Raw genomic sequence first — 14,235 nt, 5'->3', positions numbered from 1 at the left:
CAGGAATTCGCATACGTCACCATCCATCGCTTTCTGTTACTGATATTCACGACATCTATTCGTCACGGCGTTATTGGTCGCTGGGCCGCCGTCTTCACCTGCTCCAGCAATGCATCCAGGTCTGCACGGTTGAAAACTCGACCAAGAGCGTCCCTGCACGTCATCTTTGAGCCGCTGGATTTTATCGCCAGACTTACTGCCCTGGTAGCCAAGCCGAGAGTAAACCTGACAAGACTTCATGGTGTGTTCGCCCCCAACAGCAAGCACCTGGCTATGATCACACCAGCAGGGCGGGGCAGGGGCAGAAATAAAAACAGGCAGCCACCGACCAGGATGAAACAACCCCCGCCAAACGCCTTGCTGCCATAACCTGGGCCCAGCGACTGACACGGGTTTCCAACATCGACATTTAAACCTGCGAAAAGTGCCAGGGTCCGGTGAAGATCATCGTCCGCATGGAAGACCCGGCGGTGATCCGTCGGATTCTGGAACATTTGAAGAAGAAGGAGTCGGAAGATACCCAGGCGCAGCTCCCGCCTGAGCGTGCCCCGCCGCAGATCGACCTTTTTTGAAAGGGCCTGATTCGACAACAAAGAGCCAACGACAAAAGTGCCATAGAGTAGAAGGGAGAATTACAGCCTGCCAAGGGGTGAGGTAAGCGTATTTGAAAGCGCCAGCCTTCTATGCAACCGAACGACCCCAATCTGTAACTGGGGGCTGGAACGGTGGTCGGATTGGCCTCGGCCCGGTGGTAGTCAAGGTTGCAATAAAGCGCGAGCGATGGCCTGATTGCCGATGGAAAGCGGCTGATTTCTCAAAGACTCTGACTGATATTGGACTTATTGTGGCTCTAAGTACGCCAGTACGCCGTCTACTCACCAAACTGGACAGCAGCCTACTCTGGAGATACCTCTTGTTTTCTTTAAGCAATACCCCGTTCAGCCAATAGGCCTTCGACAGCTCGGTGACTGAGGTTGAATCTATGGTATAGCCAAACGGCATATTGAATGATTTCAGGTGGAAAGTGGTGACGCTTGTACATCGTATTTGTAGATCTCATGCTCGGATTCTGACAGATAGAGAAATAGCTTGTCAGTACCGTTCACATAGACTTTCGTCACCTGGGACCGCTAACTTGTCAAACCCAATTATCACACTGTGTGCAAGAAAACCAAATAAACCGTTCCAAATAGCAGGTGTAAACCTAGCCTCCGAATTGCCGACTCTTTAATGGGCAGTATTGATAAGTTAGTACTGAAATAGAACGGACAAAACCTGTTCGGTAGTATATTCTGACCTGGCCCTATGGCAGTTGTGCGGTAACAGTCTGATTCGAAACGACTGTAACCGGAATATCCATACTGGTGGCCGCCCAGCTCTCAAACAAGCGCGCGAGTTCGGCATCGTCAATGGCGAATCCCACCACATTGACCCGGAAGTCCCAGCCGCTACTGCGCAGGGCTTCTATAGCGCTGGCCGCATCACCTTCGCAGGTTTCTTCCCCGTCCGTCAGCACAATCAGCACTCGTTGGCCGGATACGTCTGCAAGATCTCCGCGTGCAGCGGCAATCGATGCACCGATTGGTGTACGCGCCAGGTTCATGGCGTTGATCCCAGAAATAATTGTCACTGTGGTTGTCGGGTCCAGAGGAGCAAGGGGGATTTCAAGATCTGTCCGACATGAATCCGCTTCGCGGTGACCGAATACACGCAGAGCGAATCCCGCACCGGGCGGTCGCGTTGTCGTCACAAGGTCGGTAAGCGTACGCCGGGCAATCTCGATACGGCGCTCACCGTCGAGGCGCTGCAGCATACTTCCCGAGGCATCGAGTTTGATTTCGACGGCATCATTTGGGCCAAGCTGAGTCTTCCGCTGTGTGACTTGCAATTCCCCGGACGACACCGCGACAGGGACGATGACCAGATCCCACCTGGCCATCTCATTGCCGCCCCGTGATCGGTAGACCAACGTGTAGTTGCCGGCAGCCGCGGGTGCTACCAGCTCGACACTGGATTCGTTCGGATCTATATAGGCATAATCGTGCTCCCCGCCATCCCCGTCGACGAGAACTACCCGGTCACCAGCATTGTCGGCTCCTGACCAGTCAACCGGGAAACGCAGTCGCGTGGAACCCTCGGCCGGACCATTCAGCCTTACGCTAGCCTCGACGATATCGATAGGATTTCTGCCGATTGCCGTGCGATTGGAGACATAAACGATGTCGAATGCACCGAGCGTTTCTCCAGCACGCAGAGTCAGCGTATCGCCTCTGGCGTTACCCACGTAGGACTAGTAGCCTATTCCATTGCGTGCCTCACTGCCCCGATCAGCAAAGGTGATAAGGTCGCCGGCATTGTTCGGGCCTTCGAAATGTGAGGTTTCCGCTCCGTGTTCATCGCTGGCCGACTAGACGCTGTGCGGGTGGAAAAATGGTAACGACCGTGGGAAGGTTACTTTGAATGGGGAGCTTGTCCAGTTCTATCAGACACTGGCGGTCAGTCGGGTGAACCGACTGTCTTCAAGACGATGGCCAACGGCTGCATGTGTATTCAAATAATTCTGTGCCTGTGTAATCGATTTAAACTTGTGCATGCCCCATTCTCTGACTCTCGTAGGCTGATGTGAAAGCTCTGCTTTATCGTTTGAATACTGAGTGAAATCGTGGATTATTTCTGGTATCAATTCCCGGTGTGCGACACCGTAACTCCGTAGCTTTTCGGTGGTGATATTTTTTGGTTCGAAGCGGCTTATCCTCAGTATTCGACTGAAAAATCGCTTGGCCGCTGATGTATCTCGCCATTACTGAAGGTACAGTCCACGACTTCACCATCCTGGTCCACTGCACGCCATAAATAGTGCAGGATACCCTGGGGATTCACGAAAACTTCGTCAATATAAAAAGTGTCACCGTAACCTGTGTGGCTTCGGCGCAATATCTGCGCAATCCGCTTACCAACTTTGCGCACCACAGTCGGCCAAATTTATAACTCACTGTGATTCCGCGCTGGGCGAGTAAATTCTCGATATCTCGGTAGTTTAGTTTAAATGGGTAATATAGCCAGACTGCGTATCGGATGATTTCAGTTGGGAATCGGTGCCGTTTGTACATTTTTGAAGCTTTAACACTGGAATTCTGCCAGACTGGCGGTTAAGTTGTCAGCGCCTGCCAATCGCGTAAACGGCGAAAAATAACCTACCATCATGTCCACCCCGGATTTTCATCAATATTTTCTCACAAACCACCTAAACACTTTCAGCTGAAAGCCAACCAAGTTACAATTTCCTCACAAGATCGTTGGTCGCAAATTTGCGACGCGCTACAGGATAATGAAAGCTGGTTATAGAAATCTGATTCTGAACTGCCGATGAATAGTGGGGGGATGTGTTCCTGGAATGCAAACCCCCGCGATCTGAGGGGATAACAATCGATGCGCAACACCTTGAAAAATCTATTATCTTCTATTTTTGTTGCCGCATTTTTGGCCGGCTGCGGTGAGAATGTGCCGACCAGCCAGGAGGCACAAGAACAGGAACTGGAAAATTATGCGGCACAATTTGGTGCTGACATTGATGTCGATATGAGCCGCGGCACACCGCAAGTCTCGTTCAACCAGAATCTTGGAAACGGGACTGTACTAGTCGGCAACAATCTAAACCTTCCTGCCGATTTCCCCGATGATGTCGCAATGTTTCCTGACATACAAATCCTTTCCGTCAATACGATGCCGCTAGGGTATATGGTCCAGGCGCAAGTTGCTGCGTCTCATGACGATATCACCGCATTTTATGCCGCACGGATGGTTGCAGACGGGTGGACGGATACGACGAGCGATGTTCAATCTCCTGCAATGCGCAGCCTCACCTTTGAAAAGGCCGATCGCCGTGCCGCAGTTAATCTCCTTCCAACACAACCCAACACAACGTTGCAAATTACTGTGCTTACACTTGGTTGAAAGTTGAGAGCTTCGCTGGTGAGCGACGCAATCAAGAGCTGAGATAAACCCCAGCACTCGGCACATTTATCGCACGAAGATGTGAGAAGAAATTATGAAAGCAAACCTGCAATACCCTCAATTGAGCATGGCCGGACCTGTTGCTCTTTTCGCTTTCACGACCGCGATTTCTACTGTGGCGGCAGTACAAGACTAGAGGCCGCCGCCGAGCACCGACTATCTAACCTTTGCAAAAGGCGCGATCCTGCTCGCTATCAGCGGATTCTGGGGTAATTAGGCCGACTTCATGGGAAGGATCGGACCGGTATAGTCACGATCTCTCCGCGCGACGGGCGCAATCTGTCGTCGACGATTTGATACAATGTGGGTCAGAAGCAATCCGCGATAGCGCCTCCAGCGTTGACGAAGACGAACCGATTGCCAGCGTTGATGACGGAGCGGGGCGTTCACTTAAACGCCGCGTTGAGATCGAATGTAGCTGAATCAATGCATCAGATCAGCAAGGAGCCCTAAGTGCGCAATTTCTATCTGGCTATGTTTGCCGGCGGCGCAATCGTCTTTTTTACCGGACTCATGATTTCCGGCGCGGCATTTGTGGTGAGCGCACTTCTTGCCTATGCCCTGCCTGCCCGGATTCTAGAACGCTCAACCCTCATTGCCGGCGTCCCGGCAATCTTCATTGCCGTGTTCATGGGCTATGGCATTGTCACCTACCGCGCGGAAGCGAACGCCTATCTCGACCAGCAAATTACAAATCTACCACCCTTCACTCTGAGCCTTTCCCATTCAGAAGCCGCCGCCCAGCGCCTATTCGTAAACATCGAATATAACACCGCTCAGGGGCAGTTCACGACCATGCAAAATAACGGGTCCATCTGCACCAGATATAGTCCGGCCGTAAACTGTGACAAAGTTGAACTGCTCACTGCGATGCGTAGCGTTGAAATTCTTATGGCACAACAGCCAATGACCTGCTCTGAGGGCGGCGCAATACTGCATCAAATTGATTTTCAAATTCAGGAAACTCGGCCTCCGATTACCACGGTTGGCGTCGCGATAAATGGAAAATGTTTGGCCCAGCATGAGGAATTTCTCGCGCTGATTGCGGCTGCAGATGAGGTTCATAACTCGAACCGCATAGGCGAAACTTGCAATTGATCTTACGAGCACGAACAGATACGGGGCATCGAATAATGAAATCATGGCTGAGCGGCGCCATTTTGTTGATGGCGCTTCTATTTTTCGGCGTCATTTTTGGTGCCTTGGTCGCGACGCGTATCATGAGCTCAGGCGGGATGGGCTTCGATCAGCTTGCCGATGCCCTCGGCGGCTTCATTGTCGGCGGCGCCCTCGGATTGTTGGCCGCTATAGTACTCATCCGCCGACTATCGCCCTCTAAACGGTTGATAGTAGCGCTCATTGCAATTGCTGGAAGCTTTGCCTCTGTCCTCTATTTAAGAGCGACCCCGGCGAATATTCGCGATGCTGCGCCAGTAGAATTGCCCCCGCCGCCCGTTGAGCCATTTAGTTTTATGCTGCAGACAAGCGATCCCTTTGAGAAACCAAGGCAAGACGATCCGTCTTTGCCGTGGGACAGTCTGCGTATAGCTTCCAATCTCTCTTTTTCCTATGTCTCACATGATGCGCCAAACAATATGTGCATCGCGGCAGGTGCGTTGAACACAGAAGACGGGTTTGCACGTCTGCGCGAGCTGCGATCCATTTTGGAGAACCTCGACGCGAGCGCGTTTCCCTGCGACCCCACGCCTTGCCCAACCTGCACATCAGTCGGACTCACCTGGTATATTGACGAGAATCGCTTTAACATTGGCTTCGACGATGTTTGTTGGCGTAACGAGCCAACATTACAGCCTTTCCGTTCCTCAGCAGACGCGATTGTGAAGGACTATTTGCATGAAGTGCGTTGTGAGCCGCGTTAACCAGGCATACGCGGCTCTCAGCATCCGCCGATAGGCGAATAAATCCAGGGTCCTTGGTCGACTGAGCGCCAAACGGTCCACCCTACAGCTTCACCTTCGCGCGGACCGGCGGAACAATCCGATGGCCAAGACAGGCGTACGCGAATCCAATCGCCCTGCATCTCTAGAATTTCCATGTCCCAATCGCGTCCTTCAATGCGATGTACAATAGCGGCTTCTGGGCTAGGCCGAGAGCGCAACAAATGCACGGCTTCGGAATTGCGATAAGATAAGCGGCTGACCGTATCGCGAAATGAATCTTCCCAGGAATGATATTCGGCGCCGATGTTGGGATCAGATTGAAACTCAGGATGTGTCCAGGCGCGCCCGCCATGGCTATCCTCTGCACCGCCCCAGCGAATTTGTAGCCAACCATCTTCTTCGCGCATAACGAATAAAGCCTCGGTCTCAAAATCATAAGACACCCGAAGACGCGCATCACGTGGGATGACAAATTCTTCACCGCTGTCGAGATCGACCACCTGGCCTTCCACCAACCAGCCCCATTGCGCGCCTTGTGCGGAATCAAAAAGCGGTAGTCTGAGCTTCGCGATCCAATCGAGATATTCTCCAAACTCTTCACGCAACATTTCATAGCCGCCATTTACCAACTGGCCATAGTACTCAGGAGAGGCGGTCGGCTCCAAAATGCCAACGCCCCAATTGAGATTAGGATTATAGACATTGGAATCGGAATCCGGCGGCGGCAATGCGGCGAGATCTTTGGGTATGGGCCGAAGGCCCAGATTGGCCGCATCGGCAGCAAACGCAGCCGAGACAGCGAATAGCGCAAAACCAAGTGCCACCACAAAATACACAGAATCCCTTCTACAAAAACAACTCATGGTTCACCCTGCATGACGGCTTGAATTATTTTTTGGAATTCCTCTTCTGAAATAGCGCGGATCTCATCAATGGATTCCACATAGATGCGTGTGTCATAACCACCAACGCTGCCATAGCCGCCATCAGCTTCGCGCCAACCAGTGATGGTCAGCGCAACCGTAACGCTAGAGCCACGTCCCGGCCTCTGGACCACATAGGACTGTAGCCTTTGCCAATTCTCAGTGGCCGCCTCCAACCACCATGGCCCTTCACCATCGAATAAAAAGAATTCACTTACTTCAAATCCGCTTCGATAAATACCTTGGAATGTTTCGGTGGGCGGCTCACGCAGAAAATTGCCTATGACTGGCGGCTCCTGAAGCATTTGGGAAATGCGGAAATCAATATTGGAACTTTGGTGATACGCAACCATGGCTTCTGTCAACTGCGTTCCCGCACGCTCAATATCCGCGCGGCGGCGGGTACGTGCCTCAAGACGTTGATCGTGCTCGGTCTCGTGCCAAACCTGTCGTATTGCGCGCAAGGATTCGCGTAGCATTTCAATGCGTTGCAAGGCCGTGTCGGCATTGATCTCGCCAAGACGAACGCGATCTAGTTGATCGGCGATACTCGAAAATTGGATCAGAGCCGCTTCCAAAGATTGCTCTATCGAATCGAAACCAGAAAAATCGACTTGCGGTTCCGCCGATTCTGCGAGGCGTGTCGTACCCATGCCGATAAGCAGCAAAAACACGCAACAAGAGACACAATTATTCTTCATCCAATATCCGACCAGAAATCTCCAGCTCGTCACTTTGAGATCATGACGAACCATAGCGGCAAATTCATGACAGCGGAATCCGCCTCAATCGCCCTGCCAATAGCTCTGAAACTGCGCCCCATCCCAATACAGAAGAACGCTTGACGCTTCCTCGATTCCGATGATGATCGTATCCCCTGGCGGAGTGGGTACCGGACCTTCGGCAGAATAGGATTCTAAGACCGGTCCCTTAGGGTTCACGGACCAATAATCCATTTCGTCGAAATAATCTGGCGATAGATCGCCAAGGCTTTCCTCCACACCGACAATCTCTAACCAATTGCCGGCACGACAAATTCCAATTGCACGCTTTTGGTCGCCGGCTCGAATAATTGCGCCGACATGATCGAAGGCCCCGTCGCCATCAAAATCGCCTTCCAAAATAGGTGGCGAAACATAAGCGTCCAGCGTATAAGGCTGAGCGAGCCCGCAAGCGCCAAAAATCTCAATGTCTTCCGGTGTAATCGCAGAGTTGGCCTGGTCCGCTTCTGTTTCATCTGCTTGCGGCAAGGTCAAACATGCTTGAAAGCGCAAATAGACCATCCGCGCTTGTTGCCCCGGTTCAAGATCGGCCAAGCCATAATCGAGAATAGTCAGCGTTCCACCTGCGGGGTTTACTGCTCCCACGTCCGCTCCAATAACAAATGAACGCATATGCTGTGGTGCGTTCACGCTGCCGTCATTGCTCGCAGAATTTTCTGCATTTCTAAAATGCCAGCCAAAGATTTCGCGCGGGTTGGGCCCAAAGCGCGGCGGCGTCAATGCCGTAAGATCGAAACCATGCCGATCAAACACACGCAGTTCCCAGCCGAAAGCTGCGGGAAGTAGCGCGAATGTCCAACCATTGCCGAGATCCTCTCGATACGCCTGTATGCCGCCGATCTCGCCATCAACAGTTCGTGCGACGAATCCGGATTGGGCTTCGCACATGCCGGGTGTGGCGGTAAAAGCCAAATTCGGCACAGCTACGGTTAACGCGCTTAATAGATAAGAATAAAATTTCGCAAGCTTCATATGTTCCGCCACCTCAGCAATGAAACACAATATTCCAGAAACATATCAAATACCACCTTCATCAACTTTTTTCTGTAGCACTTCGTTATTTTCGACCAACCAGCTTTCTAAAGCCTCAAATCGAATTGGTCAAGTCTCGCTAAATTCGATCTCGAATATTCTAAATGTTGATATCGCATAGTTGATGTGCTGCTGCCAACTCCCTCGCCCGGCGAGCTCTATGCGGCCGGATCCCCGCACCCGGCGTCATCAGCCGGAAACGACACTGCTCTACCGGCTCGTCGAGCAGTATTACCCCGCGTTCCTCGCCCATCTGGAAGCCGAAGGCAGAGCATTGCCTGACCACATGCAGCAGGAGTTCACCGACTGCCTGAAGTGCGGCCGCCAGGAACACGGCTTCCTGCGGGTACGCTGCGAAAGCTGCCACCACGAGAAGCTGATGGCCTTTAGCTGATGATGAATGCGGCGCTTGATCTTGTCCCGTTTCTTCTCCAGCTCCTTGAACGTGCCGGGCCATTCCTTGGCCGCGTTGGACGGCATCTTGCAACCGTCGATGGCAAACAGCTCGTTGCCCAGCAGGACCTGCTGGTGACAAATCAGCAGAACCTGCTCGAACAGTGCCTCGATCTTATCGGCGTGGCTGCTTACAAAGTGCGCAATGGTGGTGAAGTGGGAAACCGTATCGCAGGACAGGGCCTTAAACAGGATATTGGTCTCGCAACACCACTGGATCTCCCGGCTGGAGGTAATGCCCTTGGAGTAGGCAAAGAGGATGATTCTAAGCAGGATCGCTGGGTCGTAGGCGGGGCGGCCACCGTCGTCATTCTGGTAGTTGGGGTTGAAGATGGACAGGTCAAACTTGTTGCCGATATGGTAGTGGATGGTATGCTCAAAAGTGCCGGACTGGAGTTGGTCTTCGTAGTCGATGACAACCATAGGCGACTGTTTGTAATCGTAATGCATGAACCTGGGCAATGGATTTGTCTCTTGGTTAGATGAGGCCAAAATATATAAAAGAACGAGCGGTATAGGGGTTTTTCTGCAGCCTCAGCGCTTTTAATAATGGGCGTAGTCTGTGGAGCGCGGTTTGCGATAGAATGGCGAAGTCATTCGCAAACCGTGCGGAGCAGGCTGTGTCCTTTATTGACTCGTTTGTCAAGCGGCACGCAATGGTCTTATGCGGGCTACTTCTTTCTTTAAGGCTTGTGATGCAACCCAGAGGTCTACAGCGCGCTGAGCGTTTAGCCAAAACTCGGGTGAGTTATTAAAAAAGCCGACTCAATCGAATAGCTATCTCTAGGCTTAATGCGCGTTTCTCTCGTAATAGTTCATTGACATCCCGCGACTCAACGTGAAGTCTAAGTAGAGGAAAACCATGAGTGATCTCTTTGTCCCACGCGTCGGCGGCATTCTCTCCGCCGACATTGCCGTTCCTGAACACGAACGTGAAATGCGCTTCTACTCACGCGTACTCAGCACAGGCGAGAATCCACTTTGGCGCGAGGATCTAATGAACAACCTCGGTATGCCGATCATCGGTTTGGGTGCACGGAGCACCGAGTATGAGATGCTTCCTCTGCAATGGATGCCACACATTCAGGTCGCTGATGTGGCAACGAGTATTGAGCGCGCCCTGAGTCTCGGTGGGAGCGAACTCATCCATGGCAAGGACGACGGTGGAAAGAGCCTGTGGGCTGGGCTGCTCGATCCCAATGGGACGGCGTTCGGTATCATTCCAGTCGTTTCTGCGGAAGAGATTTCCGCACATTACAGCAACCCATCGCACGACGCGGCTGCGCCCATGGGCAACATCGCCTGGCTAGATCTTACAATCTCCGACGCCGCTTCTACTCGTGACTTCTATCGCCAGGTCATTGGATGGTCGGTACAGGACGTCGACATGGTGGACGCAGGCGAGCACTACGCTGACTACAACATGCTGGGGGATGATGACAAACCGGCGGCGGGAATCTGTCATTTGCGCGGCGCAAACCAGGGTCTACCACCTGTCTGGATGATGTACCTCCCCGTTGGCGACCTAGCCGAAAGTCTTCGCCGGGTCCAAGAGGAAGGTGGCAAGATAATCAAGGCGACCAAGGGGGCCGATGGCGGTTATACCTGTGCAATCATTGAAGACCCCGTGGGAGCGACCCTGGCACTGGGGCAAGGATAGTAGTGCCGCAGCCTAAACGTGGTGTGTTCGCTGATTCGGTGCCCAATTGGCGGATCTCACGCGCCGAAGCGATCTCATAGATTCTGTCGTGCCCTGATCTGATCAGTGTCCCCTGCGAACGGTTGCCCCCACGCGGGGGCGGCACAGCGGCTACTAGAGTAGCAGCCCGGCGATGGCACCGGTCATACAGGTGGCGAGAGTGCCGGAGATCAGTGAGCGGGGCGCCAGGGTCACGATTTCCTGAGCCCGGGCCGGGCACATACCCGACAGCCCGGCAATCATGATGCCCAGGCTGCCGAAATTGGCGAAGCCGCACAGGGCATAGGTCATTATCAGGGTGGATTTTTCCGACAGGGTGCCCGGCGGCAATTCAGCCATGGCCAGGAACGCCAGCAGTTCGTTCAGCACCGTCTTGGTGCCCATCAGATTGCCGGCGGCAAGGGCTTCCTGCCAGGGAATACCCATCAGCCAGACCAGTGGCGCAAAAGCCAGTGAGAAAAGCCGTTGCAGGGTTATCGGCATGCCACCCAGGTCGGGCAGCAGCGAGAGCAGGCTGTTTGTCAGTGCCACCAGGGCTACCAGTACGATCAGCATGGCTGCCACGTTGGCCGTCAAGCGCAGACCATCACTGGTGCCTCGGGTGATGGCGTCCATCAGGCTGTGGTATTGGCTTTCGATGGCGGGGGGTTGCGCAGGCGTGGCCTCTCTGTCCGGTGGAATCATGATCAGGGCCAGCATGATGGCGGCAGGCGCACTGATAACCGACGCCGTGATGATGTGTCCCAAAGGGTTGCTGACCACGCCTTCCAGGATCACCGAGTAAAGCACCATGACCGAGCCGGCAATGGTCGCCATGCCACAGGTCATCACGATAAACAGATCGCTTCTGCTCAAGGTGCTGAGGTAGGGGCGGATCAGGGCTGGTGATTCCACCATGCCGACGAAGACGTTCGCCGCAGCACCGAGCCCCACGGCGCCGCTGACTCCCAGACTGCGGCGCAGCAGCAGGGAAAATCCCTGCACGATCAGCGGCAGGATCCGGTAGTGCCAAAGAATGGCAGAAAGCACGGTAAAGACCAGGATGAGTGGCAGAATACGGAAGGCCAGGATCACGGCCGCACCCGGGTCGTCCACACTGAAAGGATAGGCCACATTGGCGGGGTCGCCGCCCAGGTAGCCGAACACGAAGAGCGTGCCGGCCTCCGTTGCGCTGACAATGGCGGCTACCGCCTGGTTTATGCCATAAAGCGCCTGCTGGATGAATTCGAGTCGAAACACCAGCAGGGCAAAAGCGAACTGCAGGCCCAGTCCGGCGGCCACTAACTGCCAGCGGGGCGCTTGACGGCGTTCGCTGAGCAGTGCCGCCAGGCCAATAAAAACCATCAAACCAAGCACAGCCTGCAGGTAAGACATAATCAATCATCGCTCCAGGTCGGGAAAACTCTGATCACGAGCCAGCGCAGTGCGGCACTGAATCAGAGGTTCTCGAATCGAATTGACTCTACAGGAACTGTCCGGCAGACAAAAGACGTCCGGAATAAGTAAATTCCCCTGAATCAGACCGCTTTTCTGAACCAGGAGATATTGGCGGCCAGAAAAATCAGCAGCAGCAGGGTAGCCACCGCACCCAACAGTGAGGAAATGGTGGCGGCAAGACCGGCGTAGCCACTGCCGCTGAAATGCACGAGTGTGGAGATCACCTTGGCAAACGTGGCAATGCTGTAGCCGGTAGCGACGATCAGGGTTGGAATCCAGAATACCGGCTGGGTGTTCAGCATGTCCGGTGAGCGATTGATCGTCACGAAGGCCAGTGTGGCAGAAAGAAGCAGCAGTGAGCGCACAAGTTCGGTGTAGGCCGGTGTATCGAACCCGTCGGCGACGAAGACCAGTATGCCCGGCGTCAACAGAGCCAGGTACACAAGCAGCTGGGCAACCCAGTAGCCCAGCACCGGCAGGTTTCGATTGGTGTAATGCAGGGCCAGTAACATGAAAAACAGGACATAGAGCGTCTCGGCGACGAGCAACAGACTGTTAACTACTGCCGCATCGCTGAAGAGAAACACAAAGGCCTGGAGTCCAAAGTGACCCAGGCCCGCGCCGAGAGCCACGGTCAGAAGACGGGTACAGCTTTTGCCGGCCGCGCTCAGAAAGAAGCGGTAGATGAACAGCCCTAACAGGATAATAGCGACTGACAGGTGACCTAGACTCATCGATGGGGGTACGCACTGACTGAGGAAGCAATGATTATACCTCAAGAACAACGGGTTAAGCGTGTCAGTTTTTCGGGATCATGGGGCAGGTCAATGTCTGCCTGGGCGCCGCGCTGCCCAGCAGCTCCATTCGGCCGGTTGCGGTCTTTTGAGGGACAGAGCAGTGCCGCTGCAGGCAGACACCGCGTGGGCAGTTGGCAGTGGCGTCCAGGCGGCGAACCACGGCGATCAGCAGGCGGTGCTACTGGTTTCCCGGGGAGCATCCTGGCGCACGATGAGAGGCGGTGTCGTGGCGAGTGAGCAACCGGCCGCCTGCATGACAGGGCTTGCAGCCAGCGCATCAAGCGGTATCGGATCGGCCTGTAACTGCAGGTGGGCGAAGATCTGGCGGCGGTCGTAGGGCAGGGGCTGGAGAAACCCGGCGGCCGTCCTGGCGGCAGGCAGCAGTTTCATGCCCACAGTGCCCCGCACGTTGCCGCCGATTACATAAAAGCCCGGTTTGTCTTCATCCACTTTGACAACGATATCGCAATGGGTCCTCGCGCCAGCACCCAGATGATCACGGCGCTCGTCGAGGGACCGGTAGGCGGGACGACTGCCGCGGCAGAGCAGGTCCCCTGGCAGCACCGACTGCTCGCCGGTATCGTACGCCACGTAAGCAGCTCCGCTGCTCTCTCCGTCCCGGGCCCTGATGGCCTGATCGATATAGGTATGGTGGGCAATGGCTCTGGCAAAATGTTCTGTGTCACCTAACCCGCTCTCACACATCACCCAGGAGATAAACGCGGCGGACCAGGGATCCCGCCAGCGGGCCGCCAGGCCCAGGGTATTCCAGCGTTCGTTCTGGCGCTGCAGTATCCAGCTGCTGTCCGGAGCCGCGGCCCAGTAGCCGGCGATACTGTTCGCCACCCGCCCGGCCTGTTCAGGGCTCAGGAGTGACCAGCGGCGCCGGTTGCCTGCTGATCGGGTATCCGGTTCGGTTGCTACGGTGTAATCCAGCAGGGTGAAGCCAAAGTAGGCCCACTCCTGCACGGCAGTATCGACAATGCGTGACCGCAGCGCTGCTGCAGGCATCGCACTGCAGGCCCGGTCCTCGATCCTCATCGTCCCCGGCGCTCCGGACACGCGATCGGACGGAGCCCGCACATCCAGGATCTCGCCCGGCAGGCGTTCCAGGGCGCCATGCTGACCGGACACTGGGCCTGAAAGACTCAGAATCAGGCCAGCACAGAGGCAGGTAAGTGGTCTGGTGCGCATGGA

At 54.5% G+C, this 14,235-nt stretch carries 13 protein-coding genes and 5 pseudogenes; 6 read left to right on the top strand and 12 right to left on the bottom strand.

All coding sequences use genetic code 11. The features are described from left to right. Nucleotides 1–126 precede the first annotated feature (126 nt). Nucleotides 127–572 (top strand): annotated as a pseudogene (locus R3F50_01070) (transposase). Nucleotides 573–928: 356 nt separating this feature from the next. On the opposite strand, the pseudogene R3F50_01065 reads toward R3F50_01070, so the two are convergent. The 4 genes and pseudogenes from R3F50_01065 to R3F50_01050 all read right to left on the bottom strand — a co-directional run bounded on the left by R3F50_01065 (nucleotide 929) and on the right by R3F50_01050 (nucleotide 2,880). Continuing rightward, nucleotides 929–1,060 (bottom strand): annotated as a pseudogene (locus R3F50_01065) (IS6 family transposase). Between the two features lie 243 nt (nucleotides 1,061–1,303). After that, nucleotides 1,304–2,284 carry a VWA domain-containing protein gene (locus R3F50_01060; protein ID MEZ5488891.1) on the bottom strand — a complete coding sequence of 327 codons (981 nt, stop codon included), beginning with the start codon at nucleotides 2,282–2,284 and terminating at the stop codon, nucleotides 1,304–1,306. Between the two features lie 198 nt (nucleotides 2,285–2,482). Then, the gene (locus R3F50_01055) at nucleotides 2,483–2,752 is read right to left on the bottom strand and encodes a DDE-type integrase/transposase/recombinase (GenBank protein MEZ5488890.1); all 270 of its coding nucleotides are present in this window, start codon (nucleotides 2,750–2,752) and stop codon (nucleotides 2,483–2,485) included. 2 nt (nucleotides 2,753–2,754) lie between these two features. Further along, nucleotides 2,755–2,880: a hypothetical protein gene (locus R3F50_01050; GenBank protein MEZ5488889.1), complete on the bottom strand. Its 126-nt coding sequence runs from the start codon at nucleotides 2,878–2,880 to the stop codon at nucleotides 2,755–2,757. A 549-nt stretch (nucleotides 2,881–3,429) separates the two neighbouring features. On the opposite strand from R3F50_01050, the gene R3F50_01045 reads away from it, so the two are divergent. The 3 genes from R3F50_01045 to R3F50_01035 all read left to right on the top strand — a co-directional run bounded on the left by R3F50_01045 (nucleotide 3,430) and on the right by R3F50_01035 (nucleotide 5,894). Further along, nucleotides 3,430–3,954: a hypothetical protein gene (locus R3F50_01045; protein ID MEZ5488888.1), complete on the top strand. Its 525-nt coding sequence runs from the start codon at nucleotides 3,430–3,432 to the stop codon at nucleotides 3,952–3,954. 513 nt (nucleotides 3,955–4,467) lie between these two features. Next, nucleotides 4,468–5,112 carry a hypothetical protein gene (locus R3F50_01040; GenBank protein MEZ5488887.1) on the top strand — a complete coding sequence of 215 codons (645 nt, stop codon included), beginning with the start codon at nucleotides 4,468–4,470 and terminating at the stop codon, nucleotides 5,110–5,112. A gap of 35 nt (nucleotides 5,113–5,147) precedes the next feature. Beyond that, on the top strand, nucleotides 5,148–5,894 hold the full coding sequence (locus R3F50_01035; protein ID MEZ5488886.1) for a hypothetical protein: 747 nt from the start codon (nucleotides 5,148–5,150) through the stop codon (nucleotides 5,892–5,894). Between the two features lie 17 nt (nucleotides 5,895–5,911). Here R3F50_01035 and R3F50_01030 read toward each other — a convergent pair whose 3' ends face one another. The 3 genes from R3F50_01030 to R3F50_01020 are packed head-to-tail and all read right to left on the bottom strand — an operon-like array spanning nucleotide 5,912 to nucleotide 8,592. Continuing rightward, complete coding sequence (locus tag R3F50_01030; GenBank protein MEZ5488885.1) at nucleotides 5,912–6,751, bottom strand: hypothetical protein; 840 nt, start codon at nucleotides 6,749–6,751, stop codon at nucleotides 5,912–5,914. Between the two features lie 23 nt (nucleotides 6,752–6,774). After that, complete coding sequence (locus tag R3F50_01025; protein MEZ5488884.1) at nucleotides 6,775–7,593, bottom strand: hypothetical protein; 819 nt, start codon at nucleotides 7,591–7,593, stop codon at nucleotides 6,775–6,777. A 30-nt stretch (nucleotides 7,594–7,623) separates the two neighbouring features. Further along, nucleotides 7,624–8,592 (bottom strand): hypothetical protein, encoded by a 969-nt coding sequence (locus R3F50_01020; protein MEZ5488883.1) that lies wholly within the window; start codon nucleotides 8,590–8,592, stop codon nucleotides 7,624–7,626. Nucleotides 8,593–8,776: 184 nt separating this feature from the next. On the opposite strand from R3F50_01020, the pseudogene R3F50_01015 reads away from it, so the two are divergent. Then, nucleotides 8,777–9,043: pseudogene (locus tag R3F50_01015) on the top strand (transposase zinc-binding domain-containing protein). Here the strand turns inward: R3F50_01015 and R3F50_01010 are convergent. Further along, nucleotides 9,037–9,567 (bottom strand): annotated as a pseudogene (locus R3F50_01010) (transposase). The pseudogenes R3F50_01015 and R3F50_01010 overlap by 7 nt on opposite strands. 180 nt (nucleotides 9,568–9,747) lie before the next feature. After that, nucleotides 9,748–9,928 (bottom strand): annotated as a pseudogene (locus R3F50_01005) (HigA family addiction module antitoxin). A gap of 39 nt (nucleotides 9,929–9,967) precedes the next feature. On the opposite strand from R3F50_01005, the gene R3F50_01000 reads away from it, so the two are divergent. Next, nucleotides 9,968–10,765: a VOC family protein gene (locus tag R3F50_01000; protein MEZ5488882.1), complete on the top strand. Its 798-nt coding sequence runs from the start codon at nucleotides 9,968–9,970 to the stop codon at nucleotides 10,763–10,765. A gap of 153 nt (nucleotides 10,766–10,918) precedes the next feature. On the opposite strand, the gene R3F50_00995 is transcribed toward R3F50_01000, so the two are convergent. The 3 genes from R3F50_00995 to R3F50_00985 all read right to left on the bottom strand — a co-directional run bounded on the left by R3F50_00995 (nucleotide 10,919) and on the right by R3F50_00985 (nucleotide 14,232). Beyond that, nucleotides 10,919–12,178 carry a nucleoside transporter C-terminal domain-containing protein gene (locus R3F50_00995; protein ID MEZ5488881.1) on the bottom strand — a complete coding sequence of 420 codons (1,260 nt, stop codon included), beginning with the start codon at nucleotides 12,176–12,178 and terminating at the stop codon, nucleotides 10,919–10,921. Nucleotides 12,179–12,321: 143 nt separating this feature from the next. Further along, nucleotides 12,322–12,975: a hypothetical protein gene (locus tag R3F50_00990; GenBank protein ID MEZ5488880.1), complete on the bottom strand. Its 654-nt coding sequence runs from the start codon at nucleotides 12,973–12,975 to the stop codon at nucleotides 12,322–12,324. Nucleotides 12,976–13,203: 228 nt separating this feature from the next. Beyond that, nucleotides 13,204–14,232, bottom strand: a complete 1,029-nt coding sequence (locus R3F50_00985; protein ID MEZ5488879.1) for a DUF2272 domain-containing protein — start codon at nucleotides 14,230–14,232, stop codon at nucleotides 13,204–13,206. Nucleotides 14,233–14,235: the final 3 nt, after the last annotated feature.

It is taken from the genome of Gammaproteobacteria bacterium, from assembly GCA_041395725.1.
GTDB lineage: Bacteria > Pseudomonadota > Gammaproteobacteria > Pseudomonadales > Pseudohongiellaceae > NORP240.
Note: the sequence above shows the minus strand (reverse complement) of the source record. Positions and strands in the feature narration are given on the sequence as shown.